At 49.6% G+C, this 25,767-nt stretch carries 28 protein-coding genes and 2 tRNA genes; 16 read left to right on the forward strand and 14 right to left on the reverse strand.

Annotation, left to right across the window (positions count from 1 at the left end; genetic code table 11):
- Positions 1-42 precede the first annotated feature (42 nt).
- The 4 genes from SynSYN20_RS05585 to SynSYN20_RS05600 all read right to left on the reverse strand — a co-directional run bounded on the left by SynSYN20_RS05585 (position 43) and on the right by SynSYN20_RS05600 (position 9,940).
- Complete coding sequence (locus SynSYN20_RS05585) at positions 43-8,811, reverse strand: cadherin-like domain-containing protein (RefSeq protein ID WP_186525060.1); 8,769 nt, start codon at positions 8,809-8,811, stop codon at positions 43-45.
- Positions 8,812-9,071: 260 nt separating this feature from the next.
- Entirely contained in the window at positions 9,072-9,338 is a 267-nt protein-coding gene (locus SynSYN20_RS05590) for a DUF1651 domain-containing protein (protein ID WP_186525061.1), read from the reverse strand.
- A 72-nt stretch (positions 9,339-9,410) separates the two neighbouring features.
- Positions 9,411-9,725 carry a hypothetical protein gene (locus SynSYN20_RS05595; protein WP_222929759.1) on the reverse strand — a complete coding sequence of 105 codons (315 nt, stop codon included), beginning with the start codon at positions 9,723-9,725 and terminating at the stop codon, positions 9,411-9,413.
- Between the two features lie 14 nt (positions 9,726-9,739).
- Complete coding sequence (locus tag SynSYN20_RS05600) at positions 9,740-9,940, reverse strand: hypothetical protein (protein ID WP_186525768.1); 201 nt, start codon at positions 9,938-9,940, stop codon at positions 9,740-9,742.
- A 274-nt stretch (positions 9,941-10,214) separates the two neighbouring features.
- On the opposite strand from SynSYN20_RS05600, the gene SynSYN20_RS05605 reads away from it, so the two are divergent.
- A complete protein-coding gene (locus tag SynSYN20_RS05605; protein ID WP_186525063.1) occupies positions 10,215-10,601 on the forward strand; it encodes a hypothetical protein in 387 nt (128 codons plus the stop codon).
- A 133-nt stretch (positions 10,602-10,734) separates the two neighbouring features.
- Here the strand turns inward: SynSYN20_RS05605 and SynSYN20_RS05610 are convergent, their stop codons facing one another.
- The 3 genes from SynSYN20_RS05610 to SynSYN20_RS05620 form a co-directional block, all read right to left on the reverse strand.
- Positions 10,735-10,935 carry a hypothetical protein gene (locus SynSYN20_RS05610; RefSeq protein ID WP_186525064.1) on the reverse strand — a complete coding sequence of 67 codons (201 nt, stop codon included), beginning with the start codon at positions 10,933-10,935 and terminating at the stop codon, positions 10,735-10,737.
- Between the two features lie 36 nt (positions 10,936-10,971).
- The gene (locus SynSYN20_RS05615; protein ID WP_186525065.1) at positions 10,972-11,298 is read right to left on the reverse strand and encodes a hypothetical protein; all 327 of its coding nucleotides are present in this window, start codon (positions 11,296-11,298) and stop codon (positions 10,972-10,974) included.
- Between the two features lie 351 nt (positions 11,299-11,649).
- A tRNA-Pro gene (locus SynSYN20_RS05620) sits at positions 11,650-11,723 on the reverse strand.
- A 78-nt stretch (positions 11,724-11,801) separates the two neighbouring features.
- Between SynSYN20_RS05620 and SynSYN20_RS05625 the strand changes: the two genes are divergently transcribed.
- Both SynSYN20_RS05625 and SynSYN20_RS05630 read left to right on the forward strand, forming a co-directional pair.
- Positions 11,802-12,185, forward strand: a complete 384-nt coding sequence (locus SynSYN20_RS05625) for a PAS domain-containing protein (protein WP_186525066.1) — start codon at positions 11,802-11,804, stop codon at positions 12,183-12,185.
- A complete protein-coding gene (locus SynSYN20_RS05630) occupies positions 12,175-13,377 on the forward strand; it encodes a PAS domain-containing sensor histidine kinase (RefSeq protein WP_186525067.1) in 1,203 nt (400 codons plus the stop codon). The genes SynSYN20_RS05625 and SynSYN20_RS05630 overlap by 11 nt, the downstream gene beginning before the upstream one ends.
- Here the strand turns inward: SynSYN20_RS05630 and SynSYN20_RS05635 are convergent.
- Both SynSYN20_RS05635 and SynSYN20_RS05640 read right to left on the reverse strand, forming a co-directional pair.
- Positions 13,368-13,721 carry a response regulator gene (locus SynSYN20_RS05635; RefSeq protein WP_186525068.1) on the reverse strand — a complete coding sequence of 118 codons (354 nt, stop codon included), beginning with the start codon at positions 13,719-13,721 and terminating at the stop codon, positions 13,368-13,370. The two genes, SynSYN20_RS05630 and SynSYN20_RS05635, sit on opposite strands and share 10 nt — an antisense overlap.
- 62 nt (positions 13,722-13,783) lie before the next feature.
- Positions 13,784-13,855 (reverse strand) — tRNA-Lys (locus SynSYN20_RS05640).
- Positions 13,856-13,949: 94 nt separating this feature from the next.
- On the opposite strand from SynSYN20_RS05640, the gene SynSYN20_RS05645 reads away from it, so the two are divergent.
- The 7 genes from SynSYN20_RS05645 (at position 13,950) to SynSYN20_RS05675 (ending at position 19,476) form a co-directional block, all read left to right on the forward strand.
- Positions 13,950-14,453 carry a gamma carbonic anhydrase family protein gene (locus SynSYN20_RS05645; protein WP_255476417.1) on the forward strand — a complete coding sequence of 168 codons (504 nt, stop codon included), beginning with the start codon at positions 13,950-13,952 and terminating at the stop codon, positions 14,451-14,453.
- Between the two features lie 72 nt (positions 14,454-14,525).
- Entirely contained in the window at positions 14,526-14,648 is a 123-nt protein-coding gene (locus SynSYN20_RS05650; RefSeq protein WP_006852358.1) for a photosystem II protein Y, read from the forward strand.
- Between the two features lie 43 nt (positions 14,649-14,691).
- Positions 14,692-16,071, forward strand: a complete 1,380-nt coding sequence (gene trmFO / locus SynSYN20_RS05655) for an FADH(2)-oxidizing methylenetetrahydrofolate--tRNA-(uracil(54)-C(5))-methyltransferase TrmFO (RefSeq protein WP_186525069.1) — start codon at positions 14,692-14,694, stop codon at positions 16,069-16,071.
- Entirely contained in the window at positions 16,052-17,005 is a 954-nt protein-coding gene (locus SynSYN20_RS05660) for a cation transporter (RefSeq protein ID WP_186525070.1), read from the forward strand. The genes trmFO and SynSYN20_RS05660 overlap by 20 nt, the downstream gene beginning before the upstream one ends.
- Before the next feature lie 31 nt (positions 17,006-17,036).
- Positions 17,037-18,572 carry a carotenoid isomerase gene (crtH, locus tag SynSYN20_RS05665; protein ID WP_186525071.1) on the forward strand — a complete coding sequence of 512 codons (1,536 nt, stop codon included), beginning with the start codon at positions 17,037-17,039 and terminating at the stop codon, positions 18,570-18,572.
- An 80-nt stretch (positions 18,573-18,652) separates the two neighbouring features.
- Positions 18,653-18,934, forward strand: a complete 282-nt coding sequence (locus SynSYN20_RS05670; RefSeq protein ID WP_186525072.1) for a hypothetical protein — start codon at positions 18,653-18,655, stop codon at positions 18,932-18,934.
- Positions 18,931-19,476, forward strand: coding sequence for a hypothetical protein (locus tag SynSYN20_RS05675; RefSeq protein ID WP_186525073.1), 546 nt, complete (start codon positions 18,931-18,933; stop codon positions 19,474-19,476). Before SynSYN20_RS05670 ends, SynSYN20_RS05675 begins: the two co-directional genes overlap by 4 nt.
- Before the next feature lie 559 nt (positions 19,477-20,035).
- Here the strand turns inward: SynSYN20_RS05675 and SynSYN20_RS05680 are convergent.
- Positions 20,036-20,758 carry a response regulator transcription factor gene (locus SynSYN20_RS05680; protein ID WP_370586727.1) on the reverse strand — a complete coding sequence of 241 codons (723 nt, stop codon included), beginning with the start codon at positions 20,756-20,758 and terminating at the stop codon, positions 20,036-20,038.
- A 118-nt stretch (positions 20,759-20,876) separates the two neighbouring features.
- Here SynSYN20_RS05680 and SynSYN20_RS05685 point away from each other — a divergent pair, with 118 nt between their 5' ends.
- Positions 20,877-21,149 (forward strand): DUF6761 family protein, encoded by a 273-nt coding sequence (locus tag SynSYN20_RS05685; RefSeq protein ID WP_186525074.1) that lies wholly within the window; start codon positions 20,877-20,879, stop codon positions 21,147-21,149.
- A gap of 35 nt (positions 21,150-21,184) precedes the next feature.
- Here SynSYN20_RS05685 and grxD read toward each other — a convergent pair whose 3' ends face one another.
- The 4 genes from grxD to SynSYN20_RS05705 all read right to left on the reverse strand — a co-directional run bounded on the left by grxD (position 21,185) and on the right by SynSYN20_RS05705 (position 23,075).
- On the reverse strand, positions 21,185-21,508 hold the full coding sequence (gene grxD, locus SynSYN20_RS05690) for a Grx4 family monothiol glutaredoxin (RefSeq protein ID WP_186525075.1): 324 nt from the start codon (positions 21,506-21,508) through the stop codon (positions 21,185-21,187).
- 45 nt (positions 21,509-21,553) lie between these two features.
- A complete protein-coding gene (locus SynSYN20_RS05695) occupies positions 21,554-21,787 on the reverse strand; it encodes a BolA family protein (RefSeq protein ID WP_186525076.1) in 234 nt (77 codons plus the stop codon).
- A gap of 68 nt (positions 21,788-21,855) precedes the next feature.
- Entirely contained in the window at positions 21,856-22,395 is a 540-nt protein-coding gene (locus tag SynSYN20_RS05700) for a hypothetical protein (RefSeq protein ID WP_186525077.1), read from the reverse strand.
- Positions 22,396-22,421: 26 nt separating this feature from the next.
- Complete coding sequence (locus SynSYN20_RS05705) at positions 22,422-23,075, reverse strand: 1-acyl-sn-glycerol-3-phosphate acyltransferase (RefSeq protein ID WP_255444465.1); 654 nt, start codon at positions 23,073-23,075, stop codon at positions 22,422-22,424.
- Between the two features lie 178 nt (positions 23,076-23,253).
- On the opposite strand from SynSYN20_RS05705, the gene SynSYN20_RS05710 reads away from it, so the two are divergent.
- The 5 genes from SynSYN20_RS05710 to SynSYN20_RS05730 all read left to right on the forward strand — a co-directional run bounded on the left by SynSYN20_RS05710 (position 23,254) and on the right by SynSYN20_RS05730 (position 25,730).
- Positions 23,254-24,003: a pyridoxine 5'-phosphate synthase gene (locus tag SynSYN20_RS05710; protein WP_186525078.1), complete on the forward strand. Its 750-nt coding sequence runs from the start codon at positions 23,254-23,256 to the stop codon at positions 24,001-24,003.
- On the forward strand, positions 24,000-24,320 hold the full coding sequence (locus SynSYN20_RS05715) for an MgPME-cyclase complex family protein (RefSeq protein WP_186525079.1): 321 nt from the start codon (positions 24,000-24,002) through the stop codon (positions 24,318-24,320). The genes SynSYN20_RS05710 and SynSYN20_RS05715 overlap by 4 nt, the downstream gene beginning before the upstream one ends.
- 413 nt (positions 24,321-24,733) lie before the next feature.
- Positions 24,734-24,895 (forward strand): hypothetical protein, encoded by a 162-nt coding sequence (locus tag SynSYN20_RS05720; RefSeq protein WP_186525080.1) that lies wholly within the window; start codon positions 24,734-24,736, stop codon positions 24,893-24,895.
- A gap of 251 nt (positions 24,896-25,146) precedes the next feature.
- A complete protein-coding gene (locus SynSYN20_RS05725) occupies positions 25,147-25,353 on the forward strand; it encodes a hypothetical protein (protein WP_186525081.1) in 207 nt (68 codons plus the stop codon).
- Positions 25,354-25,553: 200 nt separating this feature from the next.
- Complete coding sequence (locus SynSYN20_RS05730; RefSeq protein ID WP_186525082.1) at positions 25,554-25,730, forward strand: hypothetical protein; 177 nt, start codon at positions 25,554-25,556, stop codon at positions 25,728-25,730.
- Positions 25,731-25,767: the final 37 nt, after the last annotated feature.

Here is a 25,767-nt window from a genome sequence, read left to right on the forward strand (position 1 = left end):
ATGCTCCCTGAACACCTACAAAAAAGAGGTTTATTCTTTTAGTTAGACTGCAAATCCAACTGTCGTATCCCCATTAATGTCAACCCCAATCAATAGTTCTTCTTGAGGAATAAGAGCCGCATCAAGAAGGCTTCCACCACGAGGAATCAGAGCACCTTCTGCATTTATCGTCCATTTTGCATAGGTTTCACCATTTTTCCAGTACACATCAAAGTTAGATCCTGAAGTTGCAGCAGCAACTGCATTCCATCCGCCGCCTGGACTCAATGGCGATGCATCTAACCCATTGCCGTATGTAATAGGAACAATGTTGTCTGGGTCCAGTTGTATGCCATAACCAAATTGCGTCTCGCCAAGAGTTGCTGTGTTCGATACTGAAAGCGAGTTGAAACTAAAGCCAGTCAATGTGTCTTGGTTTAAGTCAATCCCTAATTGTTGTTCCTCAACGGCAAGACTAGAACCAGTTAATAGCTCGCCGCTGATCAATTGCCCTGTCAAATCAAGATCCCACTTGGCGATGGATGATCCATTACGCCAGAACAACTCAAGACTGGACTCTCCAGCACCAGCGGCCAGAGCTTGCCAACCAGCACCAGGATTACTGGTTCCGGCATAACCACCTGAAAATGAAATCGGTGTGAGCTCGCCTGCACCCACTTGAATGCCGTAGCCAAATCCTGCTTGAGCAATCAAGCCAAGATTGATGCCGCCATTTGAGCTAATAGGCGCATCACTAAAGCTCAGACCAACTTCACTATCACCAGTGATGTCAAAGCCAAGCCCCACTTCTGCTTGATACAGCGCTGCTGCACTCAGACCACGGCCAGTGACTAATTCACCAGCAGCATTGAGATCCCAGCTCGCATAGGTGTTGTTGGTGCTATTTCGCCAATACAACGTGGAACCTGACGCCGTTGGGCTAATACCAACAGCTGCCCAACCAGCACCAGGATTACTGGTTCCGGCATATCCACCGCTATAGGAAATCGGTGTGAGCTCGCCTGCACCCACTTGAATGCCGTAGCCAAATCCTGGTTGGGCAATCAAGCCGAGATTGATTCCGCCATTCGAGCTAATAGCTGCACCGCTGAAACTCAGAGCAGAGAAGCTCTGAGTTGCGTCGATTGAACCACCATTGCCATCAGTTACTGAATAGGAGAGATCAATATTTCCATAAAAGTCTTGTGTTGTTGTCAGTATCCATGTGCTATCACTGTTGTCGACAAGAGAACCAACGGAACTTTTGAGAGCAGTGACTGAAAGAGTGTCGCCATCGGGATCGCTATAACCCTGAAGGAGATCAGAGGCATTGATTGTGTAGGCAAGATCTTCTGTTCCATTGGCAAGAACAGCAGGAGTACCACTAAGAATCGGTGCATCATTGACATTGACAACAGCTGATGTCGCAGTTGATGTCACACTTTCTGCTGTTCCTTGCCCATCGCTATAACTAGCAGTAACCGTAATGACAGCGCCAACATCGTCCTGGATCAAGCTATAAGTAGATGCTGTTGCACCACTAATTGCTGAACCATCACGCTTCCATTGATAGGAAATCGTTCCTAAACCATCTTCATCGGCGATGGTATTAGCAGCAGTTAAAACCTGATCTTCTGCTGCTATTCCACTAATCGTGACTGATCCTGTTGGTGCATCATTGACATTGACAACAGCTGATGTCGCAGTTGATGTCACACTTTCTGCTGTTCCTTGCCCATCGCTATAACTAGCAGTAACCGTAATGACAGCGCCAACATCGTCCTGGATCAAGCTATAAGTAGATGCTGTTGCACCACTAATTGCTGAACCATCACGCTTCCATTGATAGGAAATCGTTCCTAAACCATCTTCATCGGCGATGGTATTAGCAGCAGTTAAAACCTGATCTTCTGCTGCTATTCCACTAATCGTGACTGATCCTGTTGGTGCATCATTGACATTGACAACAGCTGATGTCGCAGTTGATGTCACACTTTCTGCTGTTCCTTGCCCATCGCTATAACTAGCAGTAACCGTAATGACAGCACCAACATCGTCCTGGATCAAACTATAAGTAGATGCTGTTGCACCACTAATTGCTGAACCATCACGCTTCCATTGATAGGAAATCGTTCCTAAACCATCTTCATCGGCGATGGTATTAGCAGCAGTTAAAACCTGATCTTCTGCTGCTATTCCACTAATCGTGACTGATCCTGTTGGTGCATCATTGACATTGACAACAGCTGATGTCGCAGTTGATGTCACACTTTCTGCTGTTCCTTGCCCATCGCTATAACTAGCAGTAACCGTAATGACAGCGCCAACATCGTCCTGGATCAAGCTATAAGTAGATGCTGTTGCACCACTAATTGCTGAACCATCACGCTTCCATTGATAGGAAATCGTTCCTAAACCATCTTCATCGGCGATGGTATTAGCAGCAGTTAAAACCTGATCTTCTGCTGCTATTCCACTAATCGTGACTGATCCTGTTGGTGCATCATTGACATTGACAACAGCTGATGTCGCAGTTGATGTCACACTTTCTGCTGTTCCTTGCCCATCGCTATAACTAGCAGTAACCGTAATGACAGCGCCAACATCGTCCTGGATCAAGCTATAAGTAGATGCTGTTGCACCACTAATTGCTGAACCATCACGCTTCCATTGATAGGAAATCGTTCCTAAACCATCTTCATCGGCGATGGTATTAGCAGCAGTTAAAACCTGATCTTCTGCTGCTGTTCCACTAATCGTGACTGATCCTGTTGGTGCATCATTGACATTGACAACAGCTGATGTCGCAGTTGATGTCACACTTTCTGCTGTTCCTTGCCCATCGCTATAACTAGCAGTAACCGTAATGACAGCGCCAACATCGTCCTGGATCAAGCTATAAGTAGATGCTGTTGCACCACTAATTGCTGAACCATCACGCTTCCATTGATAGGAAATCGTTCCTAAACCATCTTCATCGGCGATGGTATTAGCAGCAGTTAAAACCTGATCTTCTGCTGCTATTCCACTAATCGTGACTGATCCTGTTGGTGCATCATTGACATTGACAACAGCTGATGTCGCAGTTGATGTCACACTTTCTGCTGTTCCTTGCCCATCGCTATAACTAGCAGTAACCGTAATGACAGCGCCAACATCGTCCTGGATCAAGCTATAAGTAGATGCTGTTGCACCACTAATTGCTGAACCATCACGCTTCCATTGATAGGAAATCGTTCCTAAACCATCTTCATCGGCGATGGTATTAGCAGCAGTTAAAACCTGATCTTCTGCTGCTATTCCACTAATCGTGACTGATCCTGTTGGTGCATCATTGACATTGACAACAGCTGATGTCGCAGTTGATGTCACACTTTCTGCTGTTCCTTGCCCATCGCTATAACTAGCAGTAACCGTAATGACAGCACCAACATCGTCCTGGATCAAGCTATAAGTAGATGCTGTTGCACCACTAATTGCTGAACCATCACGCTTCCATTGATAGGAAATCGTTCCTAAACCATCTTCATCGGCGATGGTATTAGCAGCAGTTAAAACCTGATCTTCTGCTGCTATTCCACTAATCGTGACTGATCCTGTTGGTGCATCATTGACATTGACAACAACAATTTGAGCGGTGTCGGTATTGCTTGAAAATGACGATTGAAAACTGACATCAATTACCTGAAGACTATTGAAATCGGCCACGTAGGCAATGTTGCTATCGGCCGAAAGGATGACACCAACTGCGGATCCAGGAGTATCGAAGCTGGTAATTAGCGTTGGGCTGGTGGGATCACTGACATCAATGACCTGCAGACCATTCTCATCCACCACATAGGCGGTTTTACCATCGGCCGAAAGGCTGACGTCCCTGGCGACTCCAGTTATAAGGAGGCTGGCGATCAGAGTTGGGCTGGTGGGATCACTGACATCAATGACCTGCAGACCACTATTGAAATCGGCAACGTAGGCAATGTTGCTATCGGCCGAAAGGATGACACCAACTGCGGATCCAGGAGTATCGACGCTGGTAATTAGCGTTGGGCTGGTGGGATCACTGACATCAATTACCTGAAGACTATTGGAGTCCACCACATAGGCGGTTTTACCATCGGCCGAAAGGCTGACGTCTTGGGGGAATCCAGGGGTGATGAGATTGCCAATCTGGGTTGAACTGACGGGGTCGGTGATATCAATGATTTGGAGCCCACTATTGCCTCCGCCCACGTAGGCAATGTTGCTATCGGCCGAAAGGATGACGCAAACGGCCAAGGTATCGACGCTGGTAATTAGCGTTGGGCTGGTGGGATCACTGACATCAATGATCTGCAGGCCGCTATAGCCATCGGCCACGTAGGCAATGTTGCTATCGGCTGAGAGGGTGACGCCATAGGCCTCGCCCGTGGTGGCTAAGCTGCCCTTAAATAATGGGCTGGCTGGGTTGCTGACATCAATGATCTGCAGTCCTCCTCTGCTCCCAGATGAGATGAAGGCGGTATTGCCATCGGCCGAAAGGCTGACTTCTTGTGGCGAAAGGAGTCCGACGGTAGATTTAAGAATTGGGCTGACGGTATTTGTGTCAGCCGCACCATTGGTTACGCCACCACTGCGATCCCATGCCTTAAAAGTAATCAGATCACTGATGGTTCCGTTGTAATCAGCAGCTGGCACTAAGGCCAAGCGGGTGTCGCTGTCGGCATAGAGAACCAGAGCTGAGGTGTCAGATACCGTGCCAACATCACTCCAATTACTGCCGTTATCGGTCGAGAAATAAAGCGCTCCACCAGCAAGATTGGTGCCAACGATGGCAATACCAGGCGAATCACCATCGGAATCACTGAAGTTATTGAGACTTCCGCCGGAATTAATCAGGGAGGAAACGAGTGTTCCAACAACACCAGAGGGAGTGCCACTATCTTCTGAGATGGCAGTGAGTTCTGGGCTTGGTGATGTATTTAGGATTGGTGCATCATTGACATTGACAACAGCTGATGTCGCACTTGATGTCACACTTTCTGCTGTTCCTTGCCCATCGCTATAACTAGCAGTAACCGTAATGACAGCACCAACATCGTCCTGGATCAAGCTATAAGTAGATGCTGTTGCACCACTAATTGCTGAACCATCACGCTTCCATTGATAGGAAATTGTCCCGAGACCATCTTCATCGGCGATGGTATTAGCAGCAGTTAAAACCTGATCTTCTGCTGCTATTCCACTAATCGTGACTGATCCTGTTGGTGCATCATTGACATTGACAACAGCTGATGTCGCAGTTGATGTCACACTTTCTGCTGTTCCTTGCCCATCGCTATAACTAGCAGTAACCGTAATGACAGCACCAACATCGTCCTGGATCAAACTATAAGTAGATGCTGTTGCACCACTAATTGCTGAACCATCACGCTTCCATTGATAGGAAATCGTTCCTAAACCATCTTCATCGGCGATGGTATTAGCAGCAGTTAAAACCTGATCTTCTGCTGCTGTTCCACTAATCGTGACGGTGCCTGTTGGTGCATCATTGACAGGAGCGAGCGAGAAGCTCTGTGTTGCGTCAATGGAACCACCATTGCCATCAATGACGGAGTAGGAAAGATCAATGTTGCCATTGAAATCTTTAGGGGAAGAGAGTGTCCATGTGCCATTGCCGTTGTCGGCAAGAGAGCCAACAGAACTCGTTAAAGTGCTAACTGAAAGCGTGTCTCCATCAGCATCGCTGTATCCCTGAAGAAGATCAGAGGCATTGATTGTGTAGGCAAGATCTTCTGTGCCGTTGTCAAGAACAGCAGGAGTGCCACTAAGAATCGGTACATCATTGACATTGACAACAAATGGAGCAAGTTCTTCCAGATAATCCTGGCCATCGCGATAACTGATCAACAGCTGCAAGTCCTTACCTGAATCTGCTGTCGACGCCGTATACGTACTCTCTGTTCCAACCGTGCTCCAAGCCTCAGTGCCAGCTGCTGCTGTTTGCCACTCATACCCAACAGTGCTGCCATTCAGCAGATTTCCGTCCACATCACCTGCAATCTGCGCTGCTGTAATCACCGTGCCAATCGCAACCGCTCCGCTTAATGGCGCACCATTTGTTTGCAACTGATATCCCGCATCACCGTTATCAATCTTCGCGACACTGACAGGATCAGAAATCACGGAAGTAAATAACGAATCAATCTGTGTGACACTTGCACCACTAGAAACAAAATAGCCTTGAGGATCTGCTGGATCTGCCACATAACTATTACCACTAAAATCATTAACATCTAAAACGTTATAAGTACCGTCAGGAAGTATTCGCAGGGTCAATGAACTGTAATAACCAACTGGGTCGACCAAAAGGGGAGCTGAAGTATCTCCGTATGTAGCGCCTTGAGTTGCAGAATAATCGGCCCTTTGTTCAGCTCGTACTATTAGAGATCCATCACCAAGCGCAACAAATGATTCAATATTTCCAATCTCGAAACTAGCAACTAAAAGCTCGGATCCATCCCCGCCTGTCCTAACGATATTACCACTAGAATTAGTTGGAAGACTACTATTTCCAAAACTACGGAAATTACTAGAAACAAAATAGCCTTGAGGATCTGCTGGATCTGCCACATAACTATTACCACTAAAATCATTAACATCTAAAACGTTATAAGTACCGTCAGGAAGTATTCGCAGGGTCAATGAACTGTAATAACCAACTGGGTCGACCAAAAGGGGAGCTGAAGTATCTCCGTATGTAGCGCCTTGAGTTGCAGAATAATCGGCCCTTTGTTCAGCTCGTACTATTAGAGATCCATCACCAAGCGCAACAAATGATTCAATATTTCCAATCTCGAAACTAGCAACTAAAAGCTCGGATCCATCCCCGCCTGTCCTAACGATATTACCACTAGAATTAGTTGGAAGACTACTATTTCCAAAACTACGGAAATTACTAGAAACAAAATAGCCTTGAGGATCTACTGGATCTGCCACATAACTATTACCACTAAAATCATTAACATCTAAAACGTTATAAGTACCGTCAGGAAGTATTCGCAGGGTCAATGAACTGTAATAACCAACTGGGTCGACCAAAAGGGGAGCTGAAGTATCTCCGTATGTAGCGCCTTGAGTTGCAGAATAATCGGCCCTTTGTTCAGCTCGTACTATTAGAGATCCATCACCAAGCGCAACAAATGATTCAATATTTCCAATCTCGAAATTTACAGCTCTTCTAGTCAAAGCTGTTTCACTCCGAAACCCTTGGGCGTCCGTATAAGTGATCCCAACGCTGTAATCTGCTGCTGCATTCGACGCAGCAATTGCATCATCAGGGACCATATAACTTGCAGATGTTGCACCAGCAATCACTACACCATTCTTCAGCCACTGATACTCCGGGTTGGCATCAGCCCAAATACCTAAATCTCCATCGGGATCTCCGCTTACCTCTGGCGCAATTAATGTCACTCCCTCTTGCAATGCTCCATCGCCAGCAATGACACCTGGGCTGCCTGATCCTCTATCGGCACGAAAAGATGGCGGGCTATCACTAATAAACAAATCACTAATACCAATAATATTCTCTTTATTTGGATCTGACCAGAATAGCAACTCACCGGTTTCAAATCCATTTGTTCCTTCATCTATCCCATCGCCTGCGAATGGATTCTTTATTAGGAAGCTGCCTTTTTCGTCAACCGTAGTAACACCAAACAGGTTGAACCCATCCAGAAGATCATCTCCATTGATCGAATCACCTATGAACTCATAGTATACTTGTTCGCCCTTATTAAGGCCAACTACATTGTATGAGTAGTCGCGGCCTCCTTCTGTCATCCGAGTATGCTTCTGTACTACAGCAACGCCATTAGAATTAAGGACTATATTCTGATCGACTGGATTACTCCAAGCCGCAACAATATTACCGCTTGAATCAAATTCAAAATCACTATAGGACACGTATACATTTCTCCCTATAGATTTTTCATCCAGATTTATAGAGGACCCGTTGAAGAAAATAGGTGTAGCGCCATATGCCCCTCCGCCGGCATTTAACTGCCATTCGAAAATACCAAAAGCATCAAGAGCCTGACCATCATATGTAGCTGTTAGAGTAGATCCAACAACATAATTACCACTAATAACAACTCTTTCATCTGTTTCGTCTCTAAATAAGAAACCAAGCGCTCTTGCTCTATTCCTCCACTGAATTTCTTGATCAGAATTAAAAATCTCTAGATATGGCTGGCCTGTACCAACGCTAGTACCTGGACCGAGTTGCCCTAGAAAGATTATAGTCTCTCCGGTTACCTGAGAAATGCCCCCGTAAGCAATATAGTAGTAAGTGTCTGTAGGTGTATAGAACCCAGCCGCTTCTGCTGTTATCCATTCCCCATCAACAAGAATCTGCGTCTCGTCACTTTGCTGACGAAAGACCTGTTCTTGCCTACTATTGGCTTCTGAATTAAGTAGAAGAGCAGCGAATAACTCGCCCTCATCCCCAGGGGTGTCGACTTCGTTGAATTGAGCATCTAGGTGATGCCCTAATTCTTCTGTCAGAACTGCTTGAATTTGGTCTTCACTAGCAGTGTTGAGCCAATCTTGATTGAGATAAATCGTTCCCGTGCTTGCTGCATAAGCACCAGCTGCACTCGGCATCGAACTTGCTGGCAACAGCTCAACCGGTGGTAATCCGCTGAAATTACCTGCAGCCCAAGCTGATTCCAGGTCCTTAAGCAGTGGCTGCTCCCCTTCCAAAGCAAGCGCAGATCTGGCAGCTTTACTGATCGATCCCTCAACTGCCCAATCCAACAGCTGTGCTTGCCAGATTTCAAGCAGCGTCAGCAAAAAAGTAGATGACGTGCCCGACGCGGTGGTGTAAAGGACCAACTCCGAGCTATTTCGAAAGCTGATTGCAACTCTACTGTAATTTCTAAGCTCTTTTTCAGGCGTTGCTCACTCGTATTCACAGGTCCAGATGCCTTTAACTGCAATGGATTCAGCCCCTCCCCACTAAAAGGAATGCAGGATCTGCATTAAATGTTGGGTATGAGCTGAACAGCTTGGTTTTTGGCCTGCATCTGCTGAGCTATCCCCCAAGTAGGTAGTCAGTTAGGCGGCGTGCAGCGTTGCCAACCGATCTTCTGCAGGTTGATCCACATATCGATGCCTAGATGCCTGAGCATCCTCTGCTGCCGAATAGGTTGCCCAATGCGTGCTGATAAGCGGTAGTAAGTAACCAAAACGAACTGAGCATGTTGTGTTGGTGTGTCGGGCTTGATCTGCAAGAGCATCCCTTCTTGCCTGTTGACCAGCCAGCCCTCACCGTTGAGCTTCTCCTTGTATCGGGCGTAATCAGGCTGCTGCTGCCACATCACTGCAATTTGGCGAGATTGCTGATTGGGTGAATGGCGTTCCCACCGCTTTTGCGCCGTCTACATCTGAAGTCATTTTCGAATGCGACCTATCCAATAGCCAACTGCCAGCCCAATGGCACCACCAAGAGTGCCAGCACTAAGCGAATCAATATTGTCATTATTCAATGACTTGATGATTGGAAGAAGGAACGAAGCAGCAAGCAGAGCAACAACGCCGATCAGCATTGCATCAAGATGCGGCTGCTTTCGGTTGACCCTTGCAATGCGGCTTTCATCTGCTGGTGGAGCAGCTTTCGCATTCAGCTCCTGCTCGATTCGCTCAAGTTCCTTTTGTGCGTCTGTTCTGGTCATTTCCAAAAAGTAATCGCATAGCCCAGCAATCACATCCCCCAAACGGGTTAAAGGCTCACGCCCAGCTGCCAAGCCATCAGTCTGTCTCTCTCCTCCTCAACAAACAAGGGCACCATCCAGTCGGACTCGACCTCACCAGCTACATCCCTCCCAAGCTCTTCAATGCCAAGGGGAAGCCAAGACTTGTAGCCATCAGCGTCATTAGCTCTCAGTGGCATAAGCAGCTCCTGAAGCAGAGCCAGCGTCATCTGAGTTTCGAGAGTCATTAGTTTGGGGCAACTGCTTAAAGCATTCCCCGCTGAAATAAAAAATCCCGCTCGTGTTGGGTCTGGTTAATACTTAGTTGTGGCAGTAATTGCAATATCTTCTTTGACAACAAAAGGGTCCTTACTGGCTAATATTAAGTGGGGTGATTCGAGGCACGCTGCTCTTGTAGGCAATACGCGAAAGAATAGTTAGAAGATTACACGTACTGCAGACTTTTTCTCTCGTATAGACTAATTCATGAGTGCTACTAAGACATTGATTTCTGTTGCTGAAGCTGCTGAAATTCTCGGACGATCCAAAAGTACAATTTATGCTGCTTTAAATGTATCGCCGCCAAGGCTGCATTATCACGATGTACGGCGGCGGTTGCTGCTTAGGGAAGGTCTTGAAACACGTTTTGCTAGATCAACCCGTCCAAGAATTGATAAGCCTCAGGCTCAGGCTTCACAGGCAAAGAGCAAGACAACAATCGATTTTGAGAAGCAATGGGAGATCATCGCAGAAACTGCAAACAAAACCCTTGATTGCGGTGCTTGGTCTGCACCACCATGGAGCGGTCAGCAGTGGGCGGTCTTGGCTGGAACCATTCAGGTCGGCATGGAAGACCTAATCGGTGAAACCGAAGAAGCTCATACGTCGTAGCTCTTCCTTCCGTTGCTGTTGTACCGATAGCGGCCGCCTCTTGGGCCGGTGAAAATTGGATCACCACAAGAAGGTAAGTGCAATGGCGGGGCGGAGAGGTCCTCACCGTTTTTCATCGCCTCAATCTCCCTGTCTAGCGTTGATTGAGGTTGGTATCCGAGTTTTTTGTCACCTCTGCACGAAGGGTACGGACTTCGCTTAATCGACGCCTTTGGTCGCTTGGTCCTCCGAACTGTCCCGAGAGGTTGACACTGATGTTGGTCAAAAGCGCGTCCAGGCGGTCGTACATCGCCAGCAGCTCCTGCTCCCTTTTGTCTGGTGTCTTATCCGCCATGGACTGATTATGGCAATATTGAATATCTGCATCAACTCAACCGAAGGTGAATTCATCATCACCAACAGAGATCGATATTTTGGTTCCGCAATCTCCATTTGCAAGATTTATTTTTACCGTGTCTTCTAGGTAGCGATCTCGGTCCTCACCTTTTAAGTGGGGAAGAATCCATTCACTTTCCCATATTTCAACGATCCCGATCTCGATAATCTTTGCTGGGTTGATCTCGGTTCGCTTCGTTCTTGGATCAGCCACAACTACCAAGCGGGTGCGGTAAACCACTCTTTGAATTTCTTCATAGTTATCGAGCCTGGAGACCATGAATGCCCTCACCTTGGCCCTGGCCTCACGTGCCGGGTCCATCCCCATGCAGTAACCGCGTAAATACAGCTCAAGCTGACCCCATGTCACGTTCCCTCAGGCTTGAGAGGCAGCTTGATCAGTTGTATCGGTCAGTGGAACCTCTCGGTCACTGATTTGTCTAGACCTTGTTTCCAGGTTGTTAGGTGTTGGTGCTTTCTCTAAAAGATTTCAGCCGTTTACCTTGGCCGCTTTCATCAGCAAGCAGGAAGAGAAACGCCGCACAGACTCGATTTCCTGTGCGGGTGATTCTGCCCTTTTGCGTGTGTTTTGCGTGCCGACTAAAAGAGAGCACAAAAAAGCCGCCTTGGGTGGGCGGCTGAGATGTCAGTGCTGGACTGACTTGTTTTGCAGTCGGGGTGACAGGATTCGAACCTGCGACATCCTGCTCCCAAAGCAGGCGCGCTACCAAACTGCGCTACACCCCGTAGCTCATCCACTTTAAAGGAATGGGTTCTCCTTATCTCATCGATGCGTGTCTAAGCTGACAAAAAGCTTTTCCGGGCATGCCAACTTCCTGGACTCCTGGCGCGGTTGACGCGTTGAGGCAGCTACACGATCTCCCGTTTGTTCGAACGGATGCTCAAGGCCAGGTGGTTGAGTTCAACGACCGTTTTCGCCTGATTTACGGTTGGGATGATCGCTTAATTGGGCAAACGATTGGGATGATTCTTCCTGCATCCTTTCGTGAGCTCCATCACGCAGGCTTCTCTAGATTTAAGTTGACAGAGACTTCAAAGCTTATTAATCATCCTCTCGAGTTAGCGACCGTTTGTAGTGATGGAGCTCAGATTCGCAGCGAACATTTCATTGTTGCTGAACGCAGTGATGCTGGTGGATGGAGCTTTGCGGCAACGCTGAGGCCCTTAGAGGGTCCCCATGCTTGCTGAAGACAGCTTTTTAGGGTCTGCAGAATCTGAATCCAGAGCTCTGATTCAGCAAATGAGTCAGTCGCTAGGACTCCTAAGGGTTGCATTCGATTCCACTGGTGAAGCGATGTTGATCGTCGACGAATCCGCAGCGGTGCGTTGGGCCAACCAGCAAGCTGCAGATCTATGGGGAGGAGGCATCACATTGCAGATGGTTGGCAAGTCTTTTTCCACTTTGCTGCAGTTTTACCACCTTGATCGAAGCCCACTTGGCGAAGAAGAGCCTAGTCACCCTTTACAACAAGCTCTATCAGCAGAAGGTGGAAATTCCTATCTGATAAGAGCCCTCACTGCTTATGCTCCTGACCAGACTCAATTAATAAGGCGAACGGTAAGTTGGCGTCAAATTATGCAATTGGATCAGAGCTTTATTTTGCTGATTTTTCGTGATCTTGATCCATTAGAGAAAGCCTTGGCAAGACAACGACAATTTATTGATAATCTTGCCCATGAGTTAAGAACTCCTCTTGCAATTATTGCTGGGACTTTGAGACGGTTGAGACGCAAAAAACAGTTTGCAAGCAATATTATGCAACCCTTGGCCGATGCTGCCGAGGAAACTCAGAGAATGGTAAATCTTGTTGATAATCTTTTGTTGCTATCTGAGCTCGACACTGATTGTCGACTTTGGAAGTTGCAAGTCGATAGTGTGATGAATTTCGTCGATCAGTGGATTGTCAGGCTGGATTCTGAATCGAGAGGTTGTATTCATGTCCTTTCTACGACTGAATCTGATGCTTATCAGGTTCAGCTGGATCAAGATGCTTTTTATCTGGTTCTCGATAATCTTCTTAGTAATAGTCGTCGCTTTTGTCGTTCTAAGCCGTTCATTCAGATTCGCTTAGTCCAAGCTGCGTCGTCTCACGTCATTCTTCAATTCATTGACGATGGTCCTGGTATCAAAAATGATGATGATTGCCTTGCAGTATTTGAACGATTTACTCGTATTGAGGAGCATCGAAACGCAGTCATCACTGATGGAGGTGGACTTGGCCTCTCTCTAGTCAAAAGTCTGATGGCGGGAATGGGAGGCTCGGTAAGTTGCTCGTCTTCTCAAGAACTGCTTGGTGCAGGTCGTCAGGGTCTCGTTGTCACATTGAAATTTCCTCGTCTAAAGCTAAATCGTGGGATGGATCGCTCTGATCAGAGATAGCTCTCGAGCAATTTTGGTAAGACCTCAAATAAGTCTGGTTTGAGAATGTAGTCACGAGCGCCCAGTGCTTTAGCTTCACTACGTTTATTGTTTTCATTAAAAGCAGTCACGATCAAAACCGGCACAACATTGCCCTGCTCATGCAGCCTTTTCAGGCAGGTAATTCCGTCCATTCGTGGCATCATTAAATCGAGCAAAATCAAATCGATCTGGCGTTGATCTAGGAGTTCAAGTAATTCTTCTCCATCCGAGCAAACAACAGGCTCAACTCCCTCGTCTATCAGTTCGTCACGAATTAACCTTCGTAATCGTGGGTCATCATCAACGATGGCGACGCATTTCATGATTGTCTTGATCAAGAGAACTGACGCATGAAATCATAAAAAAAGATGTAACTTTGAACATATGGGTCGCCTGAGATTCGAACTCAGGACCAATCGGTTAAAAGCCGAGTGCTCTACCGCTGAGCTAGCGACCCGCCACATGAACTTGCCATTCAGGCACTCATGGAGGATATCACTCAGCGATCCTCCCGCAAGATCTTCCTCCATGTACTGATCACCAAGTTAGGAATGAACCACCCTTGCCCCCAGCCCTGCATTGCTTCGGATGCCTTTATTGCACCTGGAGCCGTGCTGATGGCAGATGTGACTGTGAGTTCTGGGGCAAGCATTTGGCCAACGGCCGTTGCACGTGGAGATATGGCACCCATCTTTATCGGTGCCCGCAGCAATGTTCAGGATGGAGCTGTTTTGCATGGGGATCCAAATTTCCCGGTTCACATTGCTGAAAACGTGACGATTGGACATCGAGCGGTTGTTCATGGCGCCTTGTTAGAGGCTGGTTGTTTGATTGGTATTGGTGCCGTTGTGCTCAACGGCGTCAAAGTTGGGCGTGGAGCGCTCGTTGCTGCAGGGTCTGTCGTCACGAAGGATGTCCCAGCCCAAATGCTTGTGGCTGGTGTGCCCGCCAAGGTGAAACGTGAGCTGAGTCAAGAAGAGATCGAGGATCAATGGCAGCACGCAGACCACTACGCCGAGCTAGCGGCGCAGTGGTCTCAATTGCTGCAAAACTAAACGGACTGCCCACTGTTGATCCCGGCTTCTCCCGACTGTCCTTAAACTCCAAAGGCTTTTGTAGATGAACTCATGGACCTTCGGCTCGTGCTCGTGGCTTCTCCGATCCTTTTGGCACTTGCCTGGGCTGGGTTCAATATCGGTCGTGCTGCTGTTGGTCAGCTGCAGTTGATGATCAAACGAAGCCGGGCTTGATCGTGATCGATAGGGTTGAGTTGAGTTCTCGATCCCATCGTCCTTGAGCGAACACTCTTCGGTTGTTGTGATTGGTGCTGGTCTTGCCGGTACTGAAGCTGCTTGGCAGGTCGCAAAAGCAGGCGTTCCCGTCACGCTCTGGGAAATGCGTCCGATCAAGCGGTCGCCGGCCCATCACAGTTCTGAGTTTGCTGAACTTGTTTGCAGCAACAGCTTTGGAGCTCTCAGCAGTGACCGTGCAGCAGGTTTGTTGCAGGAAGAATTAAGACGTCTTGGATCACTTGTGATCCAAACGGCGGATCATTATTCCGTTCCGGCGGGTGGGGCTCTCGCTGTCGATCGTGGCCGTTACAGCGCTGCACTCACGTCTCTCCTAGATGAGCACCCCTTGGTGACGATTCGTCGAGAAGAGCAGCTAACGCTTCCTGATCCTGATCAGATCACCGTGTTGGCCACAGGTCCTCTCACCAGTGAAGCGTTGGCCGATGATTTACGCGCGTTCACCGGCCGAGACGATTGCCATTTTTTCGACGCGGCCAGTCCGATCGTTGAAGGTGAAAGTATCGATATGTCCAGGGCTTTTCGGGCCAGCCGCTACGACAAAGGCGACGCCGATTACATCAATTGCCCGATGGATCGAGACCAGTTTCTGGCATTTCGATCGGCTCTCTTGGAGGCCGAACAGGCCGAACTCAAGGACTTTGACCAAAACAGTGCCACTTTTTTCGAGGGCTGCTTGCCGATTGAAGAATTGGCCCGTCGTGGGGAGGACACGATGCGTTACGGGCCGCTCAAGCCCATCGGTTTGTGGGATCCGCGCTGGGGAGACGTGACTGACCGTGATGTGCGCCGCGCAAAACGGGCCTATGCCGTTGTGCAATTGCGACAGGAAGACAAGGACGGACGACTCTGGAATCTCGTGGGTTTCCAGACCAATCTCAAGTGGGGGGAACAGAAACGGGTGCTGCGTTTGATCCCAGGCTTAGAGCAGGCCGATTTCGTTCGTTTTGGGGTGATGCATCGCAACACCTTTTTGGAGGCACCAGAACTGTTGGAGCCAACTCTCCAGTTCCGCCGCCGCCTTCATCTGCTTGCCGCCGGCCAAATCACAGGCACTGAGGGCTATGCCGCCGCTGTTGCCGGAGGCTGGTTGGCTGGCACAAATGCAGCACGGTTGGTTCAGGGGCAAGACCCGATTCAGTTGCCTCACACCACGATGATCGGAGCACTCACCCATTTCATCAGTGAGGCACCATCGGGCAAATTCCAACCGATGCCTCCAAATTTCGGCTTGATGCCTGAACTTCCGGAGCGCATTAGAGATAAACGCGCCCGCTACGGCGCTTACCGCGACAGAGCTTTGGCAGATCTTCAGCGAACCATTGAAAAGAGCCAGGTCGCCCATGTCGCTTGCACCGCTTAAGGCACGACAAATTGAACGACGTTCGTTGCACATTGGCATCTGTGCCAGCGCTTTTATGGCGGTTGCTGGCGTTTGTGTTCATGTGCTTTCAGGGTCGAATGCCCTTCTCCTCGATGGTCTTTATTCCGCGGTGATGGTGGGTTCTGGGCTTGTCGCTTCGAGAATTAGTCGCAATGTGGTGCGTCCTCCTGATCGGGCCTATCCCTATGGCTACGACGGTCAAGAAGCGTTGTACGTCCTCTTCCGCTCCCTCGTGCTGATTGGCGTTCTCAGCTTTGCCGCGATCAGTGGCTTGAGCACGTTGATTGATTACCTCAGCGGAAGATCCATTGCTGTGGTCACCCTTTCCCCCGTGGCGTTTTATTCCACTTCGATGGTGGCGATTTGTTGGGGTCTGGCATGGCGGCATCACCTTGATTGGATTCGCTCCGGTCGGCAATCTCAATTGCTGTTGATGGAAGCGAGGGCCGCGCGAATTGATGCCTTAATCAGTGGGCTTACGGGTCTTGCTTTGCTGGGCTCACCGCTCTTAAAGGGAACCCCTTTGGCAGCCATCAGTCCGATCACCGATTCATTGTTGGTGTTGGTCGTCAGTCTGGTCATCCTGAAAGACCCAGTGCAGACCTTCTTGAATACGCTTGGACAGGCTGCAGGAGCATCTGCCGAAACGGAGATTGTTCGCAGCACTCGACTCGCTCTAGAAGACTTGCTGGCCGGATTGTCGTGTTGGCTGCTGGATCTCACCGTGATGCAGGTAGGGCGCACGGCTTTTGTGGTGGTGTATCTCAACCCGAATCAACCGATGGATGGCGCTGCCATCGATTTGATCCGAGAACGCATTGAGGAGCGTTGCCGTGAGCTCTTAGCCATGCCAGTGGGATCAGAGGTGATTTTGACCGCTACCCCTCCCTTTTCCACGACCGGAGCCTCCTAGGGTCTGGTTCGAAGCATGAATCGGCGCTCCGATGCCTGACTGGGACGTAATCGTGATCGGATCCGGGATCGGTGGCCTGGTCACAGCATCACAACTGGCTGCCAAGGGAGCGAAGACCTTGGTCCTCGAGCGGTATCTGATTCCTGGGGGATCTGGAGGCAGCTTTCGGCGGGAGGGATATACCTTCGATGTGGGTGCTTCGATGATTTTTGGATTTGGAGAGAAGGGGCATACCAACCTGCTCACCAGAGCCCTGGCCGACGTTGGTCAGCGCTGCGCGACGGTTCCCGACGCTGTGCAGCTCGAATATCACCTGCCAGATGGTCTCACCATGGCCGTGGACAGGGACTACGACGACTTCATTACGCGAATGAGTGCCCGTTTTCCCCATGAAGCCAAGGGGATTCGCGCCTTTTACGAGACCTGCTGGCAGGTGTTTCGTTGTTTAGATGCGATGCCATTGCTCTCTCTGGAGGATCCGGCCTATCTCGCAAAAGTGTTTTTTAAGGCCCCACTTGCTTGCCTTGGTTTGGCTCGGTGGCTTCCCTTCAATGTTGGTGATGTGGCCAAAAAGCACATCAAGGATGAGGATCTTTTGCGTTTGATCGACATGGAATGTTTCTGCTGGTCGGTGATGCCAGCAGATCGCACACCCATGATCAATGCCGGAATGGTGTTCTCCGATCGGCATGCCGGTGGCATCAACTATCCGAAAGGTGGCGTGGGTGTGATCGCTGAAAAACTCGTGGCTGGCCTGGAGGCCAATGGCGGCGAAATTCGCTACAAGCATCGCGTGACCAACGTGTTGATTGAACAGGGTCAGGCCGTTGGGGTTCGCCTTGCTGATGGGGAGGAGCTGCGGGCCAAGCGGATCGTGAGCAATGCCACGCGCTGGGACACCTTCGCTGGGGAAGGTTCAGCACAGTCAACGCTGGTTGGCCCGGAGCACACGCCAGCCGCTGAAACCACTTGGCGCAAGCGCTACCAGCCTTCATCATCATTCTTGTCTCTCCATCTCGGCGTTGATGCCTCGGTGGTTCCCAAGGGTTTTCATTGCCATCACCTTTTGCTTGAAGACTGGGCTGAGATGGAAGCAGAGCAAGGCGTGGTGTTTGTGTCGATGCCATCTCTTCTGGACCCTTCTTTGGCTCCAGCTGGACGTCACATCTTGCACACCTTTACGCAGAGCGATATGCGCCATTGGAAGGGGCTCTCTCCATTGACTTATGCCGAGAAGAAACAACACGATGCTGACCGCTTGATCGATCGCTTAGAAGCTCTCCTTCCTGGCTTGAAGAGCGCCATTGAATTCAAGGAAATTGGGACGCCCCGCACGCATCGGCGCTTCCTTGGTCGCATGGGTGGGAGCTACGGACCGGTTCCAGCGAACCGACTCCCTGGATTGTTGCCGATGCCGTTTAATCGCACCGGTTTGAAAAATCTGTATTGCGTTGGTGATTCTTGTTTCCCCGGCCAAGGGCTCAATGCCGTGGCTTTTAGTGGTTATGCCTGTAGCCACCGAATCGGGGCCGATCTTGGCTTGAACCCTTGGTCTCTCCCAGCTTGAATCGATAGCAGCACCATCGGGATTTCGCGCTAAAGGTGGTTGTCTGTGCTTATGGTTTGGTCTCTGCAAAAACGCCCATCGTGGAGCCCATTCCTCCCAGCGCCGCTGAATTGGCTCGCTATCTCGAGAGCAGGGGTGAGCTGAGTAAGCCTTGGATGCTGCAGATGTTGCGCTTGGCCAAGCTCAAGGAAACTCGCGGCAGCATGAGCCAAGAGGATTACATGTGCAGCATTAGGCAGGCACACTCCGATCTCATGCGCTTGGGGGAATTCTGGAAAGGCCGAGAGGCGGAGGTTTTTTCTGGGGTGTATCGCCCCAATGATGTGATCGAGCCCCTGCCTGGCTCTCCGGAGGATCGATGAACGAAACCAACCATCGTTTTCAACTCTCCCCGTTGATTCGCGGGACGTTGATCACCGTTTACTTAGCTTTGGTACTGCCGTTACCAGCCCTGGCAACTGAATCTTTGAGGTTGTGGCTGCTTGCGGCTGTTCCCATGGGATTGCTCATTGTGTTGGCGATGCTCAGCGAACAAGTCACCGTGACCAACTCTGGAATCACTGTTGGTCACCCTTCCTGGTGTAGCTGGTTGCTGCGTCGTGGTTGGAGCCTGAACTGGACCGAAATGAAAGCGCTCGTTCCTGTGGGGACGAGTCAAGGCGGGAAAGTGTTTTACATCACAACCCACGATCAGAGCCAACGTCTGCTTCCACAGCGACTTGAACATTTTGATCGCTTTCTCGATCTCATTCAATCCCATAGCTCATTGCGAACAACGGGCGTTGGCAGATTGACACCACCATGGACCTATCAACTGCTGGCTTTTTTAGCGGCTTTGATGCTTGTTGGTGAGCTGTCGGTAGCGTTTGCTGTGCAGCAGGGATTAATCACCATCCCCTCATGATTCGAATGAACTAGAGGACGACAAGACTCAATCTAAAGCTTGAGTTGTATTGTCAAAACCTGAATCATTTCAAGAGATTCAAGCTGTTCCAATGATCTAATGTCTTAGACCCAGTTTTAACTAACGGCACTGATAGCAAATCGTGGAGATCAGAGCCACGTTTAAAAGTACGAGGCTGCCCGCAATAACAAAACTAGTCATGGATTTGGATCAGTGACAGCTATGCCATTGGACTCAAGAATTACGTATATAGCAGTATTTTTTTCTACTCCTAGTCATTGTTATTCCACTCCCGCTGCTGGTTCACAAGCAATTGAATCTTTTCTCAAATCTTTTGCCCGTTTCGTTTTGGGTCGAGACAACCTCAAAACAGCTGTTTGAACAAGCAAAGTGCAGAAAGAGGTCCTGCTATTACAAGGGTCTCTTCGCTTTGACAGAGCCCAACCCTGATCTGGATCGCAGTCGCTGAATGCATTCCGATGGGGCAATTTGATTGGCGGATCTCCCTAATCGATTGCCCCTTGTTACGTTTTGCAAACTGCCATCGCATCGCCGACCGTTAGTCCCTGATGTTTTCAAGACTGAATCGGTAGCCCTGCTGGCGAACGGTCGTGATACCGCCCCCATCTCCTAGCCCTGCTTGCTCAAGCTTTCGCCGCAGTGTGAGCACTTGGGTGTCAACGGATCTGGGCCCTCCACTGAAGGGGGGCCAGGCCATGCGGAGCAATTCCTGACGACTCCGCACCATTCCGGGTGGCATCAACAGAGCGCAGAGCAAGGCGAATTCCCTAGGGCTCAGCTCAACAGGCTTTTCGCGCAGGGTGACCTGTCGAAGCAGGAGATGTACTTCTAAGGGCCCCACGCTGACGCGCTCTTGAAGACCGCTGTGGCCTCGTTTAAGCAAGGTGCGACAGCGAGCAGCAAGCTCTTCAAGCCCAAAGGGCTTGCGGAGCACATCGTCAGCTCCGTCATCAAGAAGTCCTACGACCGGCTCAGCACCGGTACGGGCGGTTAAAACGATGACTGGTGCGCGCAATTGCTGGGCCAAGCGCAAAGCGGAACTTTGCTCGAGGAGCTCAGCGCAAACCAATAAATCAGGAGATTGGTCCTGGCAAAGCTCCTGAGCTTCAGCAGGGGTTGAAACCGCTGCCGTCAGGTGACCGTCTTGACGCAGACGTTGAACCAGAACAGTTCGCAGCGTGGGATGGGGCTCAACCACTAGAACCCTGAACGGTTCTCGAGGCTGACCTGCAGACGGCACAAATTGTGAGGTGGAGACCAAGTCAGGACTGTTGTCCAGAAGGTCCCGGGATGATGAGGTCACACAGCAGGGAAAACCGCGCTTACGCTAGTACCAATCCACAGCTTGCTGGTAGCAGAGGCTGCAGCTCACACTAAAGATGACATCCCTTCAGCATCCGGAAGCCATTCGACACTTCCAATCGCTGTGCGATGCCTGTCAAGAGCTAACCACCAGGTATCACAGCCCATCTGAGCTAAGGCTGTATGCCGATGGGTATTTGCATGCGTTGAGGCGCAGTAGTGCACTGGAAACGCGCGAAATGGCTCGCCTTGAGTCGCTTGTTGAGCGGTGGATCATGGACCCATCAAGCTTTATTGGGCCCGATGGGGACGTCAGCACGCTGTACAGCCATCCCCATCGCGATTGGTGAGAATAAATCTCTGGATGAAATCGAATCGCTCAGTTTTAGCTGGCGAGCTCGATCTCGAGCTTTTCCTTTAGCTCGCCGCTGTTGTACATCTCGATCAAGATGTCGGATCCACCCATAAATTCCCCTTTGACATAAATCTGAGGAATCGTGGGCCATTCTGAGAAATCCTTGATGCCCTGACGAATTTCCATGTCAGACAACACATCAAAGGTCTCAAAACTCATGCCGAGGGCATTGAGAATTTGCACGACATTGTTTGAAAAGCCGCACTGAGGCATTAATTTTGTGCCCTTCATGAACACAAAAATTGGACTGGACTGGATCAGCGTTTGAATGCGCTCTTTCGTTTGGGAATCCATGAATCAAAAATGGCTTAAGAAGATGAGGGCGTAGCGAGCCAATATTTAGCCAGGCGTGGAAGTGGTGAGCGCTAAGGCATGAATCGCCTCACTCGCAAGATCTTCACGCAAAGCGCCATAGACCAATTGGTGCTGTTTGATTCGGGTGAGACCCTCGAATTGTGCAGACACCACAGTCACCTGAAGATGATCTCCACCTCCTGTGAGGTCTTCCACTGACACTTGAGCATCTGGAAGAGCTCGGCGAATCGCCGAACTCACAGCCTCTGACTGAACCATGCAACGCGGGATTGAACTGAGCTGATGCTGGCAGATCAACGTCGTGAATGACTCCTGTGGATCACTTCTTATTTGGCTGATTTCGCCCCAGCGAAAGGAGTTTCGACAAACCCCAGCTCAATCAAGCTTTGATAGGCCTTCTGACCTTCGCTGCTGGCCGGAGTCATGAGACGGACGACCTCAACAAGCACTGGTACCGCAACTTCTGGCTGATTTTGACGTCTGAACAAAGCGGCCAAACGCAAATTGGCTTGAGCCAAAAGGGAGAGCGCTTCACGACCTTTGGAATCCATCTCCCTTGGAATACGTGCATCTAGACCTCTGAAAGCACCGCTGAGATCTCTGTAGAAAGCCAGAAGTTGCTTTGCAGCAGTCCGGGCACTGTCGTAATCGGTCTTGGCTTGATCGAGGTTTCCTGATGCCACTGCGGCATCGCCGCGATTGAGAAGGCTGCGGACAGCAGCAACATTGAAACCAGCACCACTTGAAGCCAGTACTTTGCTCACAGATGAGTTGGTTCCATCTGAAGACTGAGCCAACACCTGCACGGGAGCAGCAGCCAAACCGGCCAAAAGGGCTAAGGCGGTGATGGTGAGACGGGAACGCATGAACTGAGCAGGACAGTGGGCGGACTTTAGTGGCTTCTTAGCGGTCGGCCTACCGCTTCTCGGGCCGCTTGTTCAGCCGTATGCATTCGATCTGCTAACTGCTGACTCATATGAGCTGCAGCTTCCCTCCCTGTTCCATCGGCTAAGAGGGGGGCTTCGAAGCAGATTGCAGCACTACTAGAAGCTGGGGGACTGGCCTCGCTGTAGGCGATCCCTACGGGAACAACGCTGACAGGAATTCCATTGGACTTGGACAGCTGGGCAAGACGAACCAGTCCCTGCCTTAAGCGGATTGGTTCATCGGTGCGGTTGATTCGCCCCTCGGGAAACACCACAACCTGCTGACCAGCCGCTAAAAGATCGATGGCATAACGAAGCGACGTAAGGGTCGGACGCCCTTGGTCTACGGGAAAGCAGCCGAGTCGATAGAGAAACCAGCCCTGAAGTCCTTCCATTTCGCTACGCGTCACCATGAAGCGGCAATCACGGCCAGTAATGCGTCGCCCCGTTGCCATCGGCAAAATCAGGGCATCCCACCGGGCTCGATGGGTCGGGGCCAGAAGCACAGGCCCTTCCTTGGGCAGATGATGAGCTCCGATGACATGACGCTCTCGGAAATACCAAGGCAATGCAAGGTCTTGCGTAAACAACATCGCAAGCGATGACCAGAATGGGTTCATTGCTGAACCCAAGACTTCACCTCTAGTTTTCAGAGCACTGCCCACGGCTAGATAGCGCTGTCCTACAGGGTTGGAATTTAGGTTGCCTCAGTCTCTGTATCGCGGAAGCTTGGGCAGTTAGAGCGGCGTCTCGCTTGCAGACCACCCGCGCATAAAATTAGATCTTTGGACGAGGGTTGTGGCCAGTCTCGGGGTCAACATTGATCACATTGCCAATGTTCGGCAAGCCAGGCGCACGGTCGAACCTGATCCTGTGCCAATGGCTTTGATGGCGGAGTTGGGTGGAGCCGATGGGATCACGATTCACCTCAGGGAGGATCGCCGTCATATCCAAGATCGCGACTTAACCCTCTTACGCCAAACGGTTCGGACTCGTTTGAATTTGGAAATGGCTGCAACCAAGGAGATGGTGGAGATTGCGTTGCGAGAGCAACCAGACATGGTCACCCTGGTGCCAGAACGGAGAGAGGAAGTCACAACGGAGGGAGGCTTAGACGTCCGAAGTCAGTGCACGAGCTTGTCTTCTGTGATCGATACCCTTCAGAGCAACGACATTCCTGTGAGCTTGTTCGTGGATCCAGATCGAAACCAGCTGGAGGCGTGTCAGCAAAGCGGCGCTCGTTGGGTTGAACTCCATACCGGACGTTTTGCGCAGGCCAGCTGGAGGGAGCAACCCATGACCTTGGCACGTCTCATCGAGGCCACGGAGCAAGCGCGTTCGATGGGATTGCGGGTCAACGCAGGCCACGGCTTGACTTATCAAAATGTGGAGCCCATTGCTGCAATTCCAGGAATGGAAGAGCTCAATATTGGGCACACCATCGTGGCCCGGGCTCTGTCTGTGGGTTTGCAAGAAGCGGTGAGAGAGATGAAGAGCTTGGTTCAGAATCCCAGACGTGACCCCTTGTTCGGAAGCAGTAGCTCATGACCACACATCATTTTGTTGCAGCCAGTACTCGCTTCTTGACAGAAGAAGAACCCCTTGAAGAAGTGCTTAAAGAAAGACGCAGGCATTACGGCGAACAAGGCAAGGAGATCGACTTTTGGCTTGTTCGCAATCCAAGTTTTCTGGATGCACCTGAATTGTCTGAGATCAAAGCGAAGGTGCCACAACCTTCAGCCGCAGTCGTTTCTACAGACTCCACCTTCATTACATTCATGAAGTTGCGTTTGGAATATGTTGTGGAGGGGCAATTCGATGCTCCAACTGATTCCATTCCAAACCCTCTTGCGGAAAGAGACTAAAGGATTCGGTTAAGTCTGCTTCCAAAGGACGATGGCTAACCAGATGGCTAATGAAAGTGATGTTCGTTTCGGATATATATGAGACGTAATTTATATAGAGATAGGGATACGTGAGGTAGGTCAACTGATTCTAAATAGAACGCTTGAAGTGCATGCATTGATGTCTGCTTTAAGGCATTTTTGAAAAGTTGATTGTTTTTCTTTGAGCTTGATCGGCTAGATCATTCTTATTGGTTGTCTAGCTAGGGTTTGTATTGGCTGTTAGGTGATTGGTGGAGATTGTGTATCTGATATCGCTGTTTTCGTTAGAAAACTCGAAATTGCGTAAAACCCTGCACGATTGGGATCAATTTTAGTTGTTGCGCTAATGAAATAATGTTTTAATGCTAATCGTAAGGCTATTTCTTAAAATCTTGACATCGGCAATGGTGATTCGACTTCCTTTGCTTGCAGCCATCTCTGCGTTTGTTTTGGCAGTTGGCCTGGCAGCGGCATCCAATGCTCACCAGGAACTCTTGAAGCGACAGCTCTGTTGTGAAGGCTGTCCAGTTGATCTCAAGGTTTGTGAGTTTTAGATCGATTGGTTTGTGCTTAATCGTTGCGAACTAGAAAAGATGGCTTTCAGAATTTAGAGCGTAATTTTATGGCTACATGATTTTTCAATCATGTACAAATCTTTTTCTCTTTGATCAGGTCGTTTTTATTGTGTGGCTATCAAAGATATAGATTTCTGGCGCTGATGTGAATAGAAGAGGGATAGATATGCCCCCCAGCGAGCTGTGATAGTGCCGATGCGTAATAATGAGAAAGGTATACAGAGCCTCTAGTGGAGTTTAGTCGCAGGGACATTATTCAAGCGCTATGCAATGAATATAAACATTTGTTTAAAGATGCTTATGATCCAGCGGTCGACTTGTCGTTTGAAGAGTATCAATCAGAGATGGAAGCAAAAACTCTTGAAGAGCTGATTAAGGAAACCTCAACAGATAATGAGTTCTACACCATCGATGACTTTATGAAGCGTTATGGATGATCGAAGCATGGGATTGTCTTGGCTTGCATTCCAAGCTCTCGCTCTTTTGCTGTTTCAATAGATCGATGCCTCCATTACGCCTCCTTTGCTGTCGCTGTCTTTTGCACGATGAACGGCAGCTCTCTTGATCCGGAAGACAGCACAGACGCTGGCACCTCGCTTCAAAGTCGTTAGTAATACGTTGTTTGCAGCATCCATTGATGCAGATCAGTATCGCCTCAGCACAGCCCATTGGTACCTTGATTCGCGAAGGCGAGCACCAGCCATTTAAGGCGTCGGCATGTCCAATTCGGGCACTTGATTATGACGAATCCCAGATGAGGGATGACGACGTGATTAGGCATCAACAGCGTTCAGAAGTGGAATACGACTGCTGAGTTTCTGTATTGGTTTTGATCGTTCGGGTGTTAATTC

It is taken from the genome of Synechococcus sp. SYN20, assembly GCF_014279555.1.
Classification (GTDB): Bacteria; Cyanobacteriota; Cyanobacteriia; order PCC-6307; family Cyanobiaceae; genus Synechococcus_C.